Source organism: Parasutterella excrementihominis YIT 11859 (assembly GCF_000205025.1).
Lineage (GTDB): Bacteria > Pseudomonadota > Gammaproteobacteria > Burkholderiales > Burkholderiaceae_F > Parasutterella > Parasutterella excrementihominis.
Genome location: NZ_GL883756.1, coordinates 56,085 through 73,623, shown reverse-complemented (window position 1 = coordinate 73,623; position 17,539 = coordinate 56,085). Strand labels below are relative to the sequence as shown.

The 17,539-nt window shown below is 52.0% G+C and carries 20 protein-coding genes; 13 read left to right on the top strand and 7 right to left on the bottom strand.

What is annotated here, in order from left to right:
* Nucleotides 1–50: 50 nt before the first annotated feature.
* The 6 genes from ribH to HMPREF9439_RS10910 are packed head-to-tail and all read left to right on the top strand — an operon-like array spanning nt 51 to nt 4,393.
* Nucleotides 51–551, top strand: a complete 501-nt coding sequence (gene ribH, locus HMPREF9439_RS10935; protein WP_021868302.1) for a 6,7-dimethyl-8-ribityllumazine synthase — start codon at nt 51–53, stop codon at nt 549–551.
* Entirely contained in the window at nt 541–1,020 is a 480-nt protein-coding gene (gene nusB / locus HMPREF9439_RS10930; RefSeq protein WP_008864904.1) for a transcription antitermination factor NusB, read from the top strand. The genes ribH and nusB overlap by 11 nt, the downstream gene beginning before the upstream one ends.
* The gene (gene thiL, locus HMPREF9439_RS10925) at nt 1,013–2,047 is read left to right on the top strand and encodes a thiamine-phosphate kinase (RefSeq protein ID WP_008864903.1); all 1,035 of its coding nucleotides are present in this window, start codon (nt 1,013–1,015) and stop codon (nt 2,045–2,047) included. Before nusB ends, thiL begins: the two co-directional genes overlap by 8 nt.
* Nucleotides 2,044–2,577, top strand: coding sequence for a phosphatidylglycerophosphatase A family protein (locus tag HMPREF9439_RS10920; protein ID WP_008864902.1), 534 nt, complete (start codon nt 2,044–2,046; stop codon nt 2,575–2,577). Before thiL ends, HMPREF9439_RS10920 begins: the two co-directional genes overlap by 4 nt.
* Nucleotides 2,574–3,074 carry a CinA family protein gene (locus tag HMPREF9439_RS10915; RefSeq protein ID WP_008864901.1) on the top strand — a complete coding sequence of 167 codons (501 nt, stop codon included), beginning with the start codon at nt 2,574–2,576 and terminating at the stop codon, nt 3,072–3,074. The genes HMPREF9439_RS10920 and HMPREF9439_RS10915 overlap by 4 nt, the downstream gene beginning before the upstream one ends.
* Nucleotides 3,071–4,393, top strand: a complete 1,323-nt coding sequence (locus HMPREF9439_RS10910) for a hemolysin family protein (protein ID WP_008864900.1) — start codon at nt 3,071–3,073, stop codon at nt 4,391–4,393. The genes HMPREF9439_RS10915 and HMPREF9439_RS10910 overlap by 4 nt, the downstream gene beginning before the upstream one ends.
* Nucleotides 4,394–4,485: 92 nt before the next feature.
* Here the strand turns inward: HMPREF9439_RS10910 and HMPREF9439_RS10905 are convergent, their stop codons facing one another.
* From HMPREF9439_RS10905 to dacB, 4 genes are read right to left on the bottom strand one after another with little or no spacing between them, the layout of a single operon-like run.
* A complete protein-coding gene (locus HMPREF9439_RS10905) occupies nt 4,486–4,866 on the bottom strand; it encodes a hypothetical protein (protein ID WP_008864899.1) in 381 nt (126 codons plus the stop codon).
* Nucleotides 4,853–5,302: a phage holin family protein gene (locus tag HMPREF9439_RS10900; protein WP_008864898.1), complete on the bottom strand. Its 450-nt coding sequence runs from the start codon at nt 5,300–5,302 to the stop codon at nt 4,853–4,855. Before HMPREF9439_RS10900 ends, HMPREF9439_RS10905 begins: the two co-directional genes overlap by 14 nt.
* A 27-nt stretch (nt 5,303–5,329) precedes the next feature.
* Nucleotides 5,330–5,632 carry an ElaB/YgaM/YqjD family protein gene (locus HMPREF9439_RS10895; protein WP_008812214.1) on the bottom strand — a complete coding sequence of 101 codons (303 nt, stop codon included), beginning with the start codon at nt 5,630–5,632 and terminating at the stop codon, nt 5,330–5,332.
* Nucleotides 5,633–5,679: 47 nt separating this feature from the next.
* A complete protein-coding gene (dacB, locus tag HMPREF9439_RS10890; protein ID WP_244862442.1) occupies nt 5,680–7,107 on the bottom strand; it encodes a D-alanyl-D-alanine carboxypeptidase/D-alanyl-D-alanine endopeptidase in 1,428 nt (475 codons plus the stop codon).
* Between the two features lie 215 nt (nt 7,108–7,322).
* Here dacB and HMPREF9439_RS10885 point away from each other — a divergent pair, with 215 nt between their 5' ends.
* From HMPREF9439_RS10885 to pyrF, 4 genes are all read left to right on the top strand, one after another.
* Entirely contained in the window at nt 7,323–7,610 is a 288-nt protein-coding gene (locus HMPREF9439_RS10885; RefSeq protein ID WP_008812212.1) for a co-chaperone GroES, read from the top strand.
* 40 nt (nt 7,611–7,650) lie between these two features.
* Nucleotides 7,651–9,294, top strand: coding sequence for a chaperonin GroEL (gene groL / locus HMPREF9439_RS10880; protein ID WP_008812211.1), 1,644 nt, complete (start codon nt 7,651–7,653; stop codon nt 9,292–9,294).
* A 207-nt stretch (nt 9,295–9,501) separates the two neighbouring features.
* Nucleotides 9,502–10,704, top strand: a complete 1,203-nt coding sequence (locus tag HMPREF9439_RS10875; RefSeq protein WP_008864896.1) for an MFS transporter — start codon at nt 9,502–9,504, stop codon at nt 10,702–10,704.
* Nucleotides 10,705–10,838: 134 nt separating this feature from the next.
* Nucleotides 10,839–11,654, top strand: a complete 816-nt coding sequence (gene pyrF / locus HMPREF9439_RS10870) for an orotidine-5'-phosphate decarboxylase (RefSeq protein WP_008864894.1) — start codon at nt 10,839–10,841, stop codon at nt 11,652–11,654.
* Here pyrF and HMPREF9439_RS10865 read toward each other — a convergent pair.
* Complete coding sequence (locus HMPREF9439_RS10865) at nt 11,651–12,535, bottom strand: LysR family transcriptional regulator (protein ID WP_008864893.1); 885 nt, start codon at nt 12,533–12,535, stop codon at nt 11,651–11,653. The two genes, pyrF and HMPREF9439_RS10865, sit on opposite strands and share 4 nt — an antisense overlap.
* 168 nt (nt 12,536–12,703) lie before the next feature.
* Here HMPREF9439_RS10865 and HMPREF9439_RS10860 point away from each other — a divergent pair, with 168 nt between their 5' ends.
* Genes HMPREF9439_RS10860 through HMPREF9439_RS10850 form a run of 3 tightly spaced genes read left to right on the top strand, consistent with a single transcriptional unit; the run spans nt 12,704 to nt 16,362 of the window.
* Nucleotides 12,704–14,134 carry a lyase family protein gene (locus HMPREF9439_RS10860; RefSeq protein ID WP_244862441.1) on the top strand — a complete coding sequence of 477 codons (1,431 nt, stop codon included), beginning with the start codon at nt 12,704–12,706 and terminating at the stop codon, nt 14,132–14,134.
* A 2-nt stretch (nt 14,135–14,136) separates the two neighbouring features.
* Entirely contained in the window at nt 14,137–15,507 is a 1,371-nt protein-coding gene (gene dcuC / locus HMPREF9439_RS10855; RefSeq protein ID WP_008812206.1) for a C4-dicarboxylate transporter DcuC, read from the top strand.
* A gap of 45 nt (nt 15,508–15,552) precedes the next feature.
* Nucleotides 15,553–16,362 (top strand): SGNH/GDSL hydrolase family protein, encoded by an 810-nt coding sequence (locus HMPREF9439_RS10850; protein ID WP_008864891.1) that lies wholly within the window; start codon nt 15,553–15,555, stop codon nt 16,360–16,362.
* Nucleotides 16,363–16,407: 45 nt separating this feature from the next.
* Here the strand turns inward: HMPREF9439_RS10850 and HMPREF9439_RS10845 are convergent, their stop codons facing one another.
* Nucleotides 16,408–16,704 (bottom strand): hypothetical protein, encoded by a 297-nt coding sequence (locus tag HMPREF9439_RS10845; protein WP_008812204.1) that lies wholly within the window; start codon nt 16,702–16,704, stop codon nt 16,408–16,410.
* A gap of 78 nt (nt 16,705–16,782) precedes the next feature.
* Nucleotides 16,783–17,448, bottom strand: coding sequence for a hypothetical protein (locus HMPREF9439_RS10840; protein WP_008864890.1), 666 nt, complete (start codon nt 17,446–17,448; stop codon nt 16,783–16,785).
* Between the last annotated feature and the right edge of the window lie 91 nt (nt 17,449–17,539).

Genomic DNA, 17,539 nt, shown 5'->3' with positions numbered 1-17,539 from the left:
TGAAAGGCCGTTTTGTTAGAATTCCGCCTATCAATTTAACGGAGAAGAATGTGTCCATTGAATTCATCAAACCGAATGCAGACGGCAGTGATTTGAAAATCGGTATTGTTTCCGCCCGCTTCAACGACTGGGCCTGCGATGCCATGTTTGCATCCTGCTACGAAGAGCTCAAGGCTCACGGGGTTAAAGACGAGAACATCGTGGTGACTACGGTTCCCGGCGCTTTAGAAATTCCCGGAGCACTCGTCATGCTCTACGAAGGCTATCCGGATCTGGACGCCTTAGTTGCAATCGGCTGCGTGATCAGAGGAGAAACTTATCACTTTGAACTGGTCGCCAATGAGTCTTCCCGCGGCGTAACAGACTTCGTTATGACCGAAGGCATTTCTGTCGCCAACTGCATTCTGACAGTTGAAAACGAAGAACAAGCCAAAGTCCGCGTCCAGGAAAAGGGTGCCGACGCCGCTCGCGTCGCTTTGGAAATGGGCAATCTTCGCCGCTTCTGCGGACGCCGCGTTATGGAAAATTACGGAGAAGATAATGGACAGTAATCATACGGGAGCCAAGAGCCCCGCTAAGAAGCGCGGAGGCCGGAGCGCCCGTCGCCGTTCACGTGAATTTGCGCTTCAGGGCGTTTATCAGTGGCTGATGAGTCATACCGACCCGGAAGCGATTGATGCGGCGGCTTTGGAAGCTGAAGATTTTGATAAAGCCGACCAGGCTTTTTACCGTGAACTGCTTCACGGCGTCACTGAAGAGTTTCCGTCTCTTGAGGCCAGCTACGCTCCTCACATCGACCGCGAAGTGACGTCATTGTCTCCGATCGAACGAGCCATTCTTTTGATCGGTACCTACGAACTCAAAAACACGACCACTCCTTATCGCGTCGTGATCAACGAGGCAGTGGAACTGGCTAAGAGCTTCGGCGGTTCCGACGGCTTTAAATATGTCAACGGAGTTTTGGACAAGATGGTTCCCGAACTTCGTCCCTACGAGGTTGTAAAAGGCAAAAATGCCTGAGCACCCTGCCTGTACGAAGACTCCGAATCCGCTTGACGAATTCGGAGTCATATCCCGTTTTTTTACGGATCGCTCTTTTTATCCGTCTGCGTGGCCTTCACAAGGCGCAGGGGACGACTGTGCGTTTCTTGATGTCGGACCGATGCGTTTGGCCGTGACGGCCGATATGATGGCGCTCGGATCGCATTTTTTAGAAAATGCTTCTCCTTACACGGTAGGCCGAAAAGCGCTTGCCGTTAACTTATCCGATCTCGCTGCTGCCGGCTCCGAGCCGAAAGCGTTTTTCCTTTCTATATCTCTGCCCCGCATTGACGAGAACTGGCTGGAAGGTTTTTCCAGAGGTCTTCTGGAAGAAGCTCGGCGCTTTAACTGTCCGCTTCGAGGCGGAGACACGGTTAAGTCTTTTGCCAAGCCCGGACAATCTCCCTACACCGCAATCTCTATTACCGCCATGGGCGAGCTGCCTGCCGGCAAAGGACTGACGAGGGCCGGTGCCCGAGTCGGTGAGGACATCTGGGTTTCCGGAACGCCGGGAGACGCGTTTGCGGCGCTGGGTCAGATTTTCGGATACTGGACGTTTGCCGAACCGCTCCTCGGATATTTCCGTTCCCGCATGGATCTGCCCGAGCCGCGTGTTGCGCTCGGACGCGGACTGCTGAATACGGCGACGGCCTGCTGCGATATTTCCGACGGACTTATCGGAGATCTGAAGCATATTTTGGAGCGCTCCGGCGTGTCCGCGCGGCTGTTTTGGCCGGCTTTTCCGGAGTCTGACGCGATGAAGCAGCTTCCTGAAGCCGTTCAGCAGCGCTGCGTATTGTCGGGCGGAGATGACTACGAACTGCTGTTTACCGCACCTGCCGACCGTCGGGACGAAATTCTGCGGATCGCCGAACGGGCTGACACGCGCGTGTCTCGTATCGGAGAAGTGCTCTCTGCGGGAGAGCCTCTTCAGGTTATTGATGAAAAGGGCTCGGATGTCAATTGCGCTGCCTCCTTTAATCATTTCGGAGAAGTTGGCTCATGAAGTCATATAAAACGACGCCGCCTTCGTTTCAGACGGTGCTTAAGCATCCTTGGCTGTGGATCTCAACATTTTTCGGATCCGGCTGCATTACGCCGGCGCCGGGGACCTGGGGTTCTTTTGCGGCTTGGGGCGTGTTTTGGCTTTTAGACATGTGGCTCGGACGTTCCTTCATCTGGGCTCTAGCATTGGTTTTATTTGTCCTCGGGTGCGTCTCGGTGGGCAAAAGTACGGCTTATTTAAATAAAGTCGATCACGGTTCCATCGTGGTCGATGAAGTTGTCGCGGTATGGGTGATTCTGCTTCTGACGCCTTTGGGTTTCTGGTGGCAGCTCTCCTCCGTGATCGCTTTTCGTTTTTTTGACATCGTTAAGCTTCCGCCCGCATCGGTGCTGGATAGGGGCCGTCAGAACGGCTTTACTGTCATGCTTGACGATATATTTGCGGCTGTTTACGCCATCCTGGTTATTAATTCGATGGCCTGGGTGGCAGGGTTCTACGGAGCCGCTTCACCTATGTGGATTTTGCGATGAATAAAGAAATAGAAGATAAAGTCAAAGAACTCAGCCGCCGCATTGTCGGCACAGGACAGATCGTGGTTACCGCCGAGTCTCTCACCGGCGGCATGATCAGCGCCGCTCTGACGTCTATCCCGGGCGCCAGCGAGTGGTTTGAAAGAGGTTTTGTAACTTATACCAATCAAGCCAAGCATGAAATGCTGGATGTTCCGCAGTCTATTCTTGATCGCTTCTCGGCAGTGAGCACTCAGACGGTATCGCAGATGCTTGAAGGTGCAATTCGTCACTCCAACGCAACGATGGCTGTTGCGGTCAGCGGTATCGCCGGCCCGGACGGCGCAATGCCCGGAAGACCGGTTGGAACCGTCTTTATCGGCTGGAAGCGCAAAGACGAAATGGCTGAAGTCGGCCGTTATGAATTCAAAGGCGACCGTCAGAGCGTACGCGAGCAGACTGTTGCCGTTGCTATCCAAGGTTTAGTTGAAATGCTCGACGAAAGGCAGCCATCATGAGTATCTGGCTTGATATTCTCTGTTTAATTCTGCTGATTCTCCTCAATGGTTTCTTTGCCATGAGCGAGATTTCCATCGTGACCGCTCGCCGCAGCAAGCTGCAGATGCTGGCGGATCAGGGCGCAAGCGGTGCGGAACTTGCTTTATCTCTTTCTGAGAATCCGACGAGAGCGCTTTCTACGATTCAGGTCGGCATTACTTCCATCGGTATTCTTTCCGGTATTGTCGGTGAGTCTGCATTGGTTGATCCGCTTTCTAATTTCCTCGTCGATACCATTCACATTCCGGCTGCCACGGCACGCGGTGCCTCGATGGCTGTAGTCGTTATTTTGATCACGTACTTCTCTATCGTGATCGGTGAACTGGTTCCGAAACGTATCGGTCAGATGGGCGCGGATACGATTTCCCGTATGGTTGCCAAACCGATTCACTGGCTGGCTATTTTGGCTATGCCTTTCGTGAAACTGCTTTCTTTCTCTACCGAGATGCTGATCAAAGTGCTCGGCATTAAGCAGGACAACCAGAAGATTACGGAAGAAGAAATCCACTCTGTGATTGATGAAGGCGGTGAAGCCGGCGTCATCGACGCTCAGGAACACACGATGGTCAAAAACGTTTTCCGTTTGGATGACCGTGCCGTTGCCTCTCTGATGGTTCCGCGCTCCGAGGTCCAGTATCTGGACTTAGAAGATACGCGCGAAGTCAATATGGAGAAAGTCCTCAACTCCCAGCATTCTCGTCTGCCGGTTTGCTACGGCGGCCTGGATGACATTCGCGGTGTGGTCACGACACGTCTGCTTTTAAAGCAGATGGTCAATGACGGTAAACCCAACTTTAAGGTGAACTACGAACCGGTTCTTTATGTTCCTGAATCCATTTCCGGTATGGAACTCTTAGAAACCTTTAGAAAGAGCGATGCGGCACTGGCGATGGTCGTCGACGAATACGGTGCAATCTTAGGTTTGGTAACGCCGCACGACGTGCTGGAAGCCATCGCCGGCGAATTTAAGCCGGATGCGCCTGAAGATGCTCAGATTATTCAGAAGGGCGAAAACTGCTACGAAGTCGACGGCTTGCTGCCGATTCCTGAACTCAAAGACTTGCTGGATATCGATGAGGTACCGGATGAAGACAAGGACCGCTACACGACCGTTGCCGGCATGGTGATCTTCCTTCTGGAGCGCCTGCCCCGTACCGGAGACCGAGTCAAATGGGACGGCTGGGAATTCCGAGTGATGGTCATGGACGGACGCCGCCTGGATCGTATTCTCATTACCAAGCTGCCGTCTGCGGACGATGATAAGAAAAAAGAAGGCTAAGTATTCTCGGGCCGACCATGAGCCGGCCCGATCGAAAGCACATAAAGCAAAAGACCGCTGTTTCGGCGGTCTTTTCGTATGCGGTGAGAAGGTTACTTAGGCGAAGAGTTTGTGGAATCCTTTCTCACAATCGGGTGCTTCTCATCATATTCAATACCTTTGAAGATACCGAATGAGCTTGCGGCGATCAGCGCCGCGCCGAGGTAGCGTCTGGGGCTGCCGTTTTTAAGAACTAATCTTGCAATTGCCACCGCGGCAGGAATGAACACCGTGCGAGCCAAAGGAATGGCAACTTTCGGATTAGTTAAACCTAAGGCCTGCATGGTTTTAACCGCGTCGACTCCGATGTTTTTGACAGCGGATGCGGGTTTATTGCGCATATAGGTCAGCTCGTCTTGAATCTGAGCTCTTTGTTCACCTGCCTTGACGGTCAGTTGTGCAAGCTTGCGAGCAACGTCTTCATTTGCCTGCATTGTTGTTCTCCTCTTTGGTAGGATCGACCGGGTGCTGGTTGGCGACACCTGCTTTCTTATTGCAGGATGCGCGGAAAGCGGCGACGTCGGCTGCCAAAATCTGACGAGATTCCTCAAACGCATAAGGCATGTTGGCTGCAAGGTTGCGGACTTTGCCTAAGAAGAAAAGGAACAGGAGCAGATAGGCGCCGGCGATACAGCAGGAGACGAAAACGCGGTGATCTTCCCAGAAAATAACAAGAAGTGCGACCGATATAAAAACGAGCGCAAAGAGGCCGAAAAGGGCGGCAAGGACAGTGTAAACAGCTGTCTTTGCCGCGTTGTTTTTGGCGACGGAGAGCTCGATAGAAGCAATTTGAAGACGCGTCGCCAAACCGTCAACCACCTGATTAAGGATGGTGAAGAGTCCGGGATCGGCGTTATTTCTATCTGACATATCTATCTCCGAAAGCCTCGGGAAGAATTACTTGCGAGCAACCAGGAGACCGAGCAGGAGGCCGCCGACAGCTGCGATACCGACAGCGCGCCAAGGATTGGAGCGGACGCAGTCGTTAACTTCACCGGCAATTTCTCTGCCTTCTTCAGAAGTCTTGTCATAGAAGCTCTTCATGTTTCTGCTTGCACGAGCCAGGCATTCTTTAGCTTTTGCCTGGAGCTCTTTAGCTTCTTCGCCGGTAGCGGCGGAGGCCTGCTTCAGGAATTCGTCAGCCTGTTCGAGGGCAGTGTCAACATTTTCACGAACTACGGCTTCAATTTTGTTTTCCATACTGAAATTACCTCCCTTTAAGGATATCTATATGTCTGAAAAGTCTATCATCTGCCGTAAACCCAGCAGATTACGGCGTCCATAACGGGTATGGAATTGATCGCGGAAGGACCGTTGACAATGGCCGCGACGGCATAACGTTCACCGCTTTTCGTCTGGACATACCCTGCGATCGAACGGACGTTCTGGATATAGCCCGTTTTGATGTGGGCATTGCCTTGAGCGACGTGTCTTTTTCTCATGGTCCCGTCAACGCCGGAGATGGGAAGCGAAGAGACGAATTCCGGCATTTGCGGGGAGTTCCACATGTGTTTCAGAACTGTCACGAAGGCGTCTGTGGAGACTGCGGTGGTGCGAGAAAGTCCGCTGCCGTTGTCAATTTTGAGTGAGGAGGCGGGAATCTTTAATGAGGCGGCCCATTCATAGACGGCGGCACGGGCTCCTTCTAAGTTTTTGGGTTCGTCTTTCTGAGTGTTAGCTAAAGCGAGGAAGAGCTGACGAGCGATGATGTTGTCGCTGTACTTATTCATGTTGTAGACAAGTTTTGTCAAAGGCTCGGAGTAGGAAGAAGCAAGCACTTTGTAGTCGTCAGAGTCTTCAGGGAGTTTGCCCTGAACAACTTTGCCCTTCCAGGTGCCTCCGGCTTTTTTCCACATATCGGCAAAGACGACCTGAAGATACTGGTCGGCGGAGAGGCTGGTGTAGAAGTAGTCCTTCGGACCGCATTTCAGCGGGAACTTTCCTTTGAACGCAGGTTTAAGCGGGTTGGAGAAATCAGGATTGATTTGTTTTCTCCATGCACCGCAGCCTTCTTTGCTAAGAGGAATGCTTTCAGGGAGCTTCACGCCTGCGATTCTGGGTTCGGGATAAAGGTAGGCGACGCCGGCCTCTTTATCAGGGCGGATTTTGATGAAGAAAGAGCGGGAGTTCACCATCAGAGCATCCGGTCCCAAGTTGTAGGGACGGTTGCCTTCTCCGTCAAAAGCGAAGGGATCATGCGGTGCTACATCGAAGTGAGAACGATCCGCAATGATGTTTCCCTTGATTTCTTTCACACCGCGAGCACGAAGGTTGTCGACCAAAAGCCAAAAGCGCTCAATGGTCATGGAAGGCGCACCGTGCCCGACTAAATAGAGATCTCCGCTGAGCACGCCGTTTCTATCCGGCTCTTCTGCTGAGATAAAACGCGTCGTCCAAACCTTGGCCGGTCCCAAAAGCTGCAGCGCCGCGGCTGAAGTAATGACTTTGGCGCTCGAGGCCGGTACGCGAGGCGCAGTGCTGTTGAACTTTAGCATAGTGCCTTTGTCGGAGAGCGGAATGACAGACAGCGAAAAATCGCCTTTAGGAACTTTGCAGGAGTTAAGCGCTTTTTGGATCGGCGCCGGAAGGGAGGGTGCTGATTTTTTGGAGGCTGCCTGACCGGCAGGGGAGAAAAAAATGAAAAAAGACAGGGCGACGACGCTAAATTTAACCACTTCAATCCTCACAAAACACACTCGAGCAAAAGTGCCATTTTTACGCGACATTACATGTTGTTAACAAAACGTCGCATTTGAAACACATTTGTTTACAGAGTTTGTTAGTATAAACACCTATCTGAGAACGGCCTTGAAAAAAGACTGCATAGCCTCATATAAGGAAATATTGGTAAAGCCTAGCGCTTTGATAAACACAAATAGGAGTTTTAAAGATGAAGATTCGTCCTTTGCACGACCGCGTTATTGTTAAACGCGTTGACGCCGAAACACGTACAGCCAGCGGTATTTATATCCCTGAAGCAGCCGGTGAAAAACCTGATCAGGGTGTTGTCCTCGCTGTCGGTCCAGGCAAGCGTGACGAAGCAGGCAAGCTCATCCCTATGGATGTTAAGGTAGGCGACCGCATTCTGTTCGGCAAGTATTCCGGCCAGAACGTTAAGGTCGACGGGGACGAATACCTCGTAATGCGTGAAGAAGACATTATGGGTGTCCTCGAATAAGACGGCCTAGTACAGAATTTAGAAATAGGAGATTAAGTAAATGACAGCAAAACAGGTTTTGTTCGGCAATGACGCTCGTTCCCGTATGGTCAACGGCGTTAACGTTCTTGCCGATGCCGTTAAGGTAACTCTCGGACCGAAAGGCCGCAACGTTGTTCTCGAACGCGCTTTCGGCGGTCCGACAATCACCAAAGACGGTGTTTCTGTTGCAAAAGAAGTTGAACTGAAAGACAAGTTTGAAAACATGGGCGCTCAGATGGTTAAAGAAGTTGCTTCCAAGACCAGCGACAACGCCGGTGACGGTACAACGACAGCTACCGTTTTGGCTCAGGCTATCGTTGACGAAGGCATGAAGTATGTTGCCGCCGGTATGAGCCCGATGGATCTGAAGCGCGGTATCGACAAAGCTGTTGCCGCTGCCATCGAACAGCTCCACTCCCTCAGCAAGCCGACAACTACCAGCAAGGAAGTTGCTCAGGTTGGCGCTATTTCTGCTAACTCCGATCATGAAATTGGCGACATCATTGCCGAAGCCATGGAAAAAGTCGGCAAGGAAGGCGTTATCACCGTTGAAGACGGCAAGAGCCTGCACAACGAACTCGAAGTTGTTGAAGGTATGCAGTTTGACCGCGGCTACCTCTCTCCGTACTTCATCAACAACCCTGACAAGCAGGTAGCTCTCCTTGAGAACCCCTACCTCCTCTTGGTTGAAAAAAAGATCAGCAACATTCGCGATCTTCTCCCGATCCTTGAACAGGTTGCTAAGTCCGGCCGTCCTCTGCTCATCATTGCAGAAGACATCGAAGGCGAAGCTCTGGCCACATTGGTTGTCAACAGCATCCGCGGTGTTCTGAAGACTGTTGCCGTTAAGGCTCCGGGCTTCGGCGATCGCCGTAAGGCCATGCTCGAAGATATCGCTATCCTGACGGGCGGTACCGTTATCTCCAGCGACGTCGGTCTGACCCTTGAAAAGGCCACACTTGCCGAACTCGGTTCTGCTAAGAAGGTTGAAGTCAACAAGGAAAGCACCACGATCATTGACGGCGCCGGCAAGGAAGACCAGATCGAAGCTCGTGTTAAACAGATCCGTGCTCAGATGGAAGAAACTTCCAGCGACTACGATCGTGAAAAACTTCAGGAACGCGTTGCCAAACTGGCAGGCGGTGTTGCTCTGATCAAGGTCGGTGCTGCTACTGAAGTTGAAATGAAAGAAAAGAAAGCCCGTGTTGAAGATGCTCTGCATGCCACACGTGCTGCTGTTGAAGAAGGCGTTGTTGCCGGCGGCGGCGTTGCTCTAATCCGTGCAAAACAGGCCATCAAGGAAATCAAGGGCGACAACCCCGAACAGGACGCCGGTATCAAGATCGTTCTCCGCGCTATGGAAGAACCGATGCGTCAGATCGTCCGCAACGCCGGTGACGAACCCAGCGTGGTTGTTGACCGTGTCGCAAACGGTAAGGGCAACTTCGGCTTCAACGCTCAGACCGGTGAATACGGCGACATGATCGAGATGGGTGTTCTGGATCCGACTAAGGTTACCCGCACCGCTCTGCAGAATGCAGCCTCCGTTGCCAGCTTGATCCTGACAACAGAATGCATGATTGCCGACATGCCTGAAGACAAACCTGCAATGCCCCCGATGGGCATGGGCGGCGGAATGGGCGGAATGCCCGGCATGATGTAATCATCCGCTGAGTTAAGTTAATTAAACACCCGGAGGTCTCGCACCGACGGGTGTTTTTTCGTATGCGCGAGAAGCGAAAGTCATTGTTTCGAGGAAGCAGATTGAGGCGTACGGGGCTGCTTTTTAGCGGTTAACCGCATTCTCTGATGAAAGATATTTGGCATACAATCGAAAGGAAGACGAATAAGAAGGACAGGAAGTGTAGATATGCGATGGAAGTTCATACTCGGTCTTCTGACCACATGCGCCGTTTTAATGTCCATGAGCTATACGATGCTCATTCCCTTCCTGCCCATGTATCTCATTCAGGATTTGGGTGTCGTGAAAGCCGACGTGGATATGTGGTCGGGTGCGATTTTCGCTATCACATTCCTTGTCAGCGGCATCATGGCACCGATCTGGGGCGCGCTTGCTGATAAAAAGAGCCGCAAGCTTATGGCGCTGCGCGCCGGATTTTGCTTGGCGATCACTTACTTCTTAGGCGGCTTGGTCACGAATCCTTGGGAGCTGCTCGGCGTTCGATTTATTCAAGGCTTATCCGCGGGTCTGTGGCCTGCGCTGCTTGCGATCATCTCTGTAGAATCTCCGAAACTCAAACTCGGTTTCTGCTTGGGCGTTATGCAGGGCGGTATGACAGCGGGCGGCGTGCTCGGGCCGTTGTTCGGTGGCCTGCTGGCGGATCAATTCGGTATGCGTATGGCGTTCTTTATCGCGGCCGCCGCTTTGTTCCTGATCACGTTAGCTTTGCTCTTTTTTGTTAAAGAGGAACCGAGGAAGCCCGATCCGAATGCCAAACCCGTCAAGATTTGGGACTTCTCTTTATGCAAGATTCCGGCAGTTAAGCGCATGCTGATTTGCGCCGGCGTGGTGCAGCTGACCATTTTAATGCAGCAGCCGATCATGCCGCTTTACGTGGCCGAGCTGCAGGGTTCGATGGAGCGAATCGTCTTGATTTCCGGCATTGTGTTTTCAGTGACGGGTATTTCGGGCGTCTTAGCCTCTCCGGGCTGGGGCATTTTAGGTCAGAACTGGGGCTATCGACCCGTACTTTATTTGTCTTTGCTCGGCGCCGGACTGTTCGGGATTGTGCAGGTGTTTCCGAACTCGCTTGAGTGGTTTACGATTTGGCGCTTTGTCGGCGGCTTAGCCTTTGCCGGCATTTTCCCGGCCATTAACGCGGTGCTGACAGTTTCCACGAATGCCAACGACAAAGGACGTGTCTTTGGACTGTCTTATCTAGCCCAGCAGTTGGGTGCCGTGATGGGACCGATTGTCGGCGGCGCAATGACTGCGTACTTCTCTTATAAGTTCATCATCGGAATGTCCGGCTTTATCTGCTTACCGCTCGTACTCTATCTGTTTCTCAAGAGACCTGCTAAGACGGAAGGTACCGGAACTCCGCTGGTGTAGGAACACTTCTAAGTTCGTGTGAGTTATTGAAAAACGTCCGCCTGCTAAACAAGCGACGGACGTTTTCATTATTTTCAGCAGCCGGATTGCTAAAATCCGTGCTCAAACACAATTCGAACGTTTGGAGGAAAGCTATGAAATTCACCGATATGCTTCAGCACTGCTGGGATGTCAATCAGTCATTACTTTGCGTCGGCTTAGACCCCGATCCCAAACGTTTCCCGAAGCAGTTTGAAAGCAACAAGCATGCCATCCTGGACTTCTGCTGGGACATCGTTAAATCGACCGGAGATTTGGTCTGTGCCTTTAAACCGCAGATTGCTTACTTTGCTTCTTCCGGCGCGGAAGATCAGCTCAAAGAACTGATTGCCCGCATTCACGGCGAATATCCGGAAGTTCCCGTGATTCTTGATGCTAAGCGCGGCGACATCGGCTCCACTGCCAAGCATTATGCTAAGGAGGCCTTCGAACGTTTCGGAGCTGACTGCGTCACGCTTTCTCCTTACATGGGCTTTGATTCCGTCGAGCCTTACCTTGAGTATCCGGACAAAGGTGCCTTCATCCTTTGCCGCACCAGCAACAAAGGCGGCGACGACTTCCAGATGCTCGACTGCGGAGGCCAGCCGCTTTATCACGCAGTTGCGAAAAAAGTAGAGCAGTGGAATACCACCGGTCAGCTCGGCCTTGTGATCGGAGGCACTTATCCGAAAGAACTCGCGAGTGTTCGTGCCTTAACGCCGGAATTAAACTTCCTCGTTCCCGGCATCGGAGCTCAGGGCGGAGACATCAATGCCTGTGTGCAGAGCGGTATGAACGCGCAGAAGACCGGCATGGTGATCAATTCCAGCCGAGCTATTCTTTATGCATCCTCCGGCGAAGACTTCAAAGAAAAAGCCAGAGCGGTCGCGATGCAGACTCGCGATGCGATCAATGCAGCCCGAGGACTCTAAATTTCGTTGACGATGGTGCGTTGCGGGATGTCCCAGAAAGGCGCCACCATGTCTTCTTTGCTTTTGAAAAATTGAACCAGGCGCGTTTGGAACCACTGCAGAAATACGCGGTGGCGGCGGATGCGCCAATTTGTTTTTGAAGTGCACACAAAGCACTCCACCGGCGGATGGACCCAGCCGGGAAGAATCGGGACCAGAATGCCCGAGGCAATTTCCTGTGCGCAGTGAAAAAGCGGCAAATCCACCGAGATGCCCAGCCCGTCAATGACAGACTTTTTAATCGCTAGAATGTTGGAAACTCTGAGTACTTGTTTCCATTTCACTTCTTCGCGTTTATCACCGTTTTCTAAGTAACGCGTGGCGGAACGCACTGAACCGTCATAAACCAAAACTGTGTGTGCGGCTAAATCCTTGGGATGCAGAGGCATTCCATGCTCTTCGATGTAGCGGCGCGAAGCTACGGGCACATAGACGTTGCGTCCTCTTGAGTAAGACACAATCCGCGGATCCTTGGATTTAAAGCTAGCTACTGAGATGTCGGCCTTGTACTGAAGGATGTCCTGGACGTTTCCGCCGCCGACAATGTCAAAGACGATCTCAGGGTACTGAGAGTTGAATTCCATTAGCATCGGGATGTAGACCGCAACGGAGCCGGGCGCCAAAGAGAGGCGAATTTTTCCTGCCATGCCGGACTCCGTGAGCTGCAGGGGTCTTGTCACACGGAGTATGAGCGTCTGCCCCAAAGCATTTTCTAAGGAGGTCAGCGCGCGAGAGACGGTTGAGACTTCTACATCAAACTCTCCGGCGGTATCAGAGAAGTTTCGGGTATTGCACAAGCTGCAAAAAAGGCGCCAGGCACTGAGGTCGTCTAGTTTTGACATGATGCGAAAAAAGGGAATCGAGGATCTGTACATACTTTCTAACAAAAGCGACAAATACGCAAGTACTTTGCGTAAAACGCAAAGTAGCGTTTCCGATTTCGCCTGTCAGTTTTGAGGCCGGCTCATCAAAATAATAAAAAACAACCTCAAAACATAGGAGAAAAACAGATGACAGCCAGAGACGAGTTCTTCTGGTTGGGCGAAATCAATAAAGCCACGCTCGTGATCAACTCTCGTCAAGGTCTTTTGCCGATGCCGATCGCCGAAGAAGCGGCCAAGGCACTTCGTGAAGTTTTAGCCGACGGAGACGCTGATCCGACCAAGAGAGCTAAGACCTACATCACGTTTGAACCGTTAATGCTCAAAAAAGCAGATCCCGTGATCACGCTGATGCACGCCGGCCGTTCCAGCCAGGATATGCACGCAACTTATCGTTCTGCCATTCTTCGCGACCATGTTCTCGAAGTCGGTGACGCATTGAATGCCGTGCTGGAAACCATGACCGACCTGGCGGACAAAAACCGTGAAACGGTTGTCCCCAACTACACCAACGGTGTTGCTGCTCAGCCCAACAGCTTGGCGCATTACCTTCTTGCATTCTTAGCCGGCTTCAGCCGCGATGCGCAGAAGCTTCGTCAGTTCTACGTCCGTCTTGACCGCTGCCCGATGGGAAGCACCGTCCTGAACGGTACCTGCTGGCCGCTGGACCGCGAAGCCATGTGCAAACGTTTAGGCTTTGAAGCTGTCGCAGAAAACGCTTACGACGCCACACAGATCGGTCAGAGCGATCTGCCCGTCGAGTTCGCTTCAATTCTCACCGGCATTTGTCTGCATATCAATGTGTTCTTGGAAGACCTGATGGTTCAGTACGCTCAGGCTCGTCCCTGGATTCTTCTGCAGGAAGGCGGCGACAACACCTACGTTTCTTCCGCAATGCCGCAGAAACGCAATCCCGGCTTAGTGAATAACTGCAGAACGGAATCTTCTTCCGTGATCGGCGAAGCTCAGGCCGAGTTCTTCCGCGCTCACAATCTCCAGAGCGGCATGATTGACCCGAAGAATCAGACACTCAATGGTGCTTTGGCTCTTCATGCGGTTAAAGTTCTTACCATGTTTAACCGAGTTCTCAAAGCACTCGTGATCAACAAAGATCGTGCATTAGAAGAACTTAACAGCGACTGGACGGCCAGCCAGGAAGTTGCCGACCGTCTGATGAAGGAATACGGCGTCCCGTTCCGTATCGGCCACCACGCAGCCAGCCACATTGTTTCCTATGCTCGCGCCAACAACATTCTTCCGCTCGACTTCCCGTACGCCAAGATGCAGGAAATTTACAAGGAAGTCATCGAAAAAGAATTCCCGGAAGGCGATCCGAAATTCCCGATGAGTGAAGAAGAATTCCGAGAAGCCTTAAATCCGGTTTCCATCGTTCACAACCGTAAGACTTTAGGCGGACCTCAGCCCGCCGAGCTCGAACGCATGCTCAAAGAGCAGACCGCCGAAAACCATCTCAACGAACAATGGGTGGCCGACAAGAAAGCCTTTATCCAATCTTCCCTCGATAAATTAAATAAAGAATTTGAAACCTTAGGAGAATAATCATGACAGTACTTCTGCCTTGGTTTGCCCTGGTCGTCACTATCCTGGCGGGCTGGGCGATCATTAAAAGATTGTCTACTTCGATGGTCCTGCTGTTTGCCGGCTTGGCCATGATCAGCTTTGCCGTGATCTGCGGTGTTCACGGCTTCCTGCCGAAAGGCGTTAAACCTTCCGGCTTCGTATGGTTTGATATTTTTGAACTGCTTCGCTCTATCGCAACTAAACAGACTTCCGGCATCGGTCTTCTGATTATGGTCGCCGGCGGTTACGCTGCCTATATGGACAGAATCGGCGCTGCACACGCTCTTGTTCGTGTCTGCGTTAAACCTCTGGACGCTTTGTCCTCTCCGTATCTCGTTCTGGTAATGGGTTACCTCATCGGTCAGGCTCTGGTTACTGTGATCCCGAGTGCCGCAGGTTTGGCTATGCTGCTGTTGGTTGCTCTCTTCCCGATTCTTCGCGCTGTCGGATGTTCCGCCGCTGCTTCTGCCGCTGTTATTGGTACATCTGCCGGTATGACGTTAGGGCCGGCCTCCGGTACTGCTAACCTTGCCGCTCAGACAGCCGGCTTAGAACCGATTATCTACTTCGTTCAGTGCCAGCTGCCGGTTGCCATTCCGACATTGATCGTTGTCGCAATCTGCCACTACTTCGTTCAGAAGTACTATGACAAGAAGAACGACGACGTTTATTCGGACGCCATTCTGACTAAGAAAGACGACCTTCGCAATGTTCCTGGCTGGTACGCCATTCTCCCGGTCCTGCCGATCGCTTTAATGATCGTCTTCAGTAAGCTCGTCTACTCTGCCGTCAAGCTCAACACCATTAGCGCTCTGCTTCTCGTTTGGGTCTTCACAATCATCGTTGAACTCATCAGACGTCGTGACTTTAAGCCGGTTCTTGCCGACGGTGCTTTCATCTTCAAAGCCATGGGCGGTATGTTCTCCTCCATCGTTGCTCTGATTATCTGCGCTGAATTCTTTGCCACCGGCCTGAAAGTTACAGGTTTGATCTCCGCACTGATTACACACGCTCAGGGCATGGGCTTAGGCCTCAACGGTATGACCGCTGTTCTTACAGGTGTTGTCGGTATCGTTACCTTCCTGACCGGCTCCGGTGTCGGTGCCTTCTCCAGCTTCGCAGCTCTGGCTCCTGAAGTTGCCAACGGTCTCGGTGGTACTGCAGCCGCCTTCGTTACTCCGATGCAGTTTGCTTCCGGCATGCTCCGCGCTATGTCTCCTGTCGCCGGTGTCATCATCGCGGTTGCCGGTGCAGCCGGTGTCTCTCCGATGGCTATCGTCCGCCGTACTTGGATTCCGATGATCGCCGGTATGATCACCGTCCTCATCGCCAACGTTGTCTTCTTAGGCTAACTCTCATGAACATACGGGCCCCTTGCGGGCCCGTCGGAGAATCAAATGAAAAAAATCCTCATCCCCGCTTTAACAGCAGCGCTGTTGTGTTCTTCTGCCTTTGCTTTGGAAACTTCGGTTGCTCCGAAAGTGACCGATATCAAAAATCATTCACCGAAAACCGGCCTGATCGTCGGCAACTCTTACAGCTTCTATAACTGCGGTGTTCACAGCTATTTGAGAGGCTTGACACGAGAAAACAAACAGGATTGGAAAGCCCGCATCATTACGATCAGCTCCGGCCGTCTCTCCTATCATGATGTCGAACAGTACATGGGTCCGCATGAAATGGATCCTTATGCCAAGAAAGATGAGAAGGGCAATCTGATCAATCCGATGTTTGATGTTGTCATTCTGCAGGGTATGTCGACGGAACCGATTGCAGAAAAGAGCATTCCGACATTCAAGAAGTTTTTGAATCAGCACGTTGCCACCATCAAGGCAAAGGGTGCCGAACCGATTGTTGTTGATACTTGGGCTCGTCAAAACAAGCCTGAAGATACGAAGAAACTGGCAGACGCCATTATTACGGCTGCCAATGAAAATGATGCGATTGTTTTGCCGGTCGGCTTGGCCTTTGCAGAAAGCCTGAAGCAGCGCCCGGATCTTCTGATGCATCAGAAGGATAAAAGCCATCCGACAGCAGCAGGCTCTTATCTGTACGGAGCAATGCTTTACGGGCTTCTTTTCCAGAAGAGTCCCGAAGGCATGACTTACTTAGGCGAATGCGAAAAACCGCTGAAGCCTGAAGATGCCAAGTTCCTTCAGAAATTGGCTTGGGACGTCCTTACAGATTTCTACGGCTGGAAAAAATAAGTAAGAAACAGAATTCTTTACCTCTTGCGGCCTTCGCGAACTAACTTAGCGAAGGCCGTTTTTTAATGCTTCCTGCGGAAGATCGACATTTTCCGGCAGGGGCTGTTTAAACGATAAAGCAAGATGAAGGAGGCTTACGCCGATCGAGGGCCAGACGAGGTCGAGCCACTTAGGTGCACCGCTGTGAAACACTGCTTCATAGTCTTTAAGCGCACTCTTTAAGCCGTGCTTGCTGTTATCGGAGGTGTAGCCGTTTTGCTGCAGGAGTTTTTCCAGAAGAGTGCTGTAATCCAAGCCTGAAGACGAGCGGTTGGCCAGCGGATCCATTTCCATATCTGACATATTTTCTTTTCCCAAAAATAAAGCCTCCGCGGCGAACGGAGGCTTATCACTATAGGCTTTCAGGAAGCCCGATATGAATTACTGCTGTGCAGACTGGGGAGCTGGAGCCTGAGCAGGTGCCTGGGCAGGTGCCTGGGCAGGAGCTTGGGCCTGTGCAGGAGCTGCAGCAGGAGCCTGGCCGGTAGCGCCGACTTCAGGAGCGTAAATCATCATCGGGGCATTCCCCATCATTTGACCGTTGCCCATCATCATGCCGTTAGGAATGATTTCGATCGGCTGAGCCTGAACTGCTCCCGGAGGAAGCTGGTTGTTGGCCTGAGGTGCGGGCTGAGGAGCGGCAGGAGCTGCCTGGGGAGCCGGCTGAGGAGCAGGAACAGCCTGCGGTGTCGGGCCTAAGTCATCATCGGGAGCCTGCTGTTGGCCGTTGCCCTGGAGCTGCATGAAAACGCCGAGCTGGCCGGCGATGTAGCCTAAAGCAACGAGAGACTGGTCACGAGTAATAGTCTTGCCGGTCTGAGCGGCACGAGCCTGAACGAATTCAGAAGCTCTGTCGAGTTCGGTCTGTGTGACGGGGAAGTCACCGAACTGCATATGGCCCATGGTTGCTAACTTGCCGATGACTTCACCGGCAGGATTGGTCGGAGTCTGTTGTTCGGGCTGAGGTGCAGCTTGCTGAGCGAATGTGGTTACAGAAAAGCTCAGTGCGACCGCACTGAGAGCAAGGGTTAATTTTCTAAGAATCATGTTATTTCTCCAATTCAAAAGTTAGAGAAACTATACTCCGTAAAAACCCTTAGTATTGACCTTAACTCTTTGATTCTTACTCAATATGGTG

Bases quoted from the DNA above. Each gene is read 5' to 3' on its own strand.
- nusB (WP_008864904.1), top strand. From the start codon at position 541: ATGGACAGTAATCATACGGGAGCCAAGAGCCCCGCTAAGAAGCGCGGA.
- thiL (WP_008864903.1), top strand. From the start codon at position 1,013: ATGCCTGAGCACCCTGCCTGTACGAAGACTCCGAATCCGCTTGACGAA.
- HMPREF9439_RS10920 (WP_008864902.1), top strand. From the start codon at position 2,044: ATGAAGTCATATAAAACGACGCCGCCTTCGTTTCAGACGGTGCTTAAG.
- HMPREF9439_RS10915 (WP_008864901.1), top strand. From the start codon at position 2,574: ATGAATAAAGAAATAGAAGATAAAGTCAAAGAACTCAGCCGCCGCATT.
- HMPREF9439_RS10910 (WP_008864900.1), top strand. From the start codon at position 3,071: ATGAGTATCTGGCTTGATATTCTCTGTTTAATTCTGCTGATTCTCCTC.
- HMPREF9439_RS10905 (WP_008864899.1), bottom strand. From the start codon at position 4,866: ATGCAGGCAAATGAAGACGTTGCTCGCAAGCTTGCACAACTGACCGTC.
- HMPREF9439_RS10900 (WP_008864898.1), bottom strand. From the start codon at position 5,302: ATGTCAGATAGAAATAACGCCGATCCCGGACTCTTCACCATCCTTAAT.
- HMPREF9439_RS10895 (WP_008812214.1), bottom strand. From the start codon at position 5,632: ATGGAAAACAAAATTGAAGCCGTAGTTCGTGAAAATGTTGACACTGCC.
- HMPREF9439_RS10885 (WP_008812212.1), top strand. From the start codon at position 7,323: ATGAAGATTCGTCCTTTGCACGACCGCGTTATTGTTAAACGCGTTGAC.
- groL (WP_008812211.1), top strand. From the start codon at position 7,651: ATGACAGCAAAACAGGTTTTGTTCGGCAATGACGCTCGTTCCCGTATG.
- HMPREF9439_RS10875 (WP_008864896.1), top strand. From the start codon at position 9,502: ATGCGATGGAAGTTCATACTCGGTCTTCTGACCACATGCGCCGTTTTA.
- pyrF (WP_008864894.1), top strand. From the start codon at position 10,839: ATGAAATTCACCGATATGCTTCAGCACTGCTGGGATGTCAATCAGTCA.
- HMPREF9439_RS10865 (WP_008864893.1), bottom strand. From the start codon at position 12,535: ATGTCAAAACTAGACGACCTCAGTGCCTGGCGCCTTTTTTGCAGCTTG.
- HMPREF9439_RS10860 (WP_244862441.1), top strand. From the start codon at position 12,704: ATGACAGCCAGAGACGAGTTCTTCTGGTTGGGCGAAATCAATAAAGCC.
- dcuC (WP_008812206.1), top strand. From the start codon at position 14,137: ATGACAGTACTTCTGCCTTGGTTTGCCCTGGTCGTCACTATCCTGGCG.
- HMPREF9439_RS10850 (WP_008864891.1), top strand. From the start codon at position 15,553: ATGAAAAAAATCCTCATCCCCGCTTTAACAGCAGCGCTGTTGTGTTCT.
- HMPREF9439_RS10845 (WP_008812204.1), bottom strand. From the start codon at position 16,704: ATGTCAGATATGGAAATGGATCCGCTGGCCAACCGCTCGTCTTCAGGC.
- HMPREF9439_RS10840 (WP_008864890.1), bottom strand. From the start codon at position 17,448: ATGATTCTTAGAAAATTAACCCTTGCTCTCAGTGCGGTCGCACTGAGC.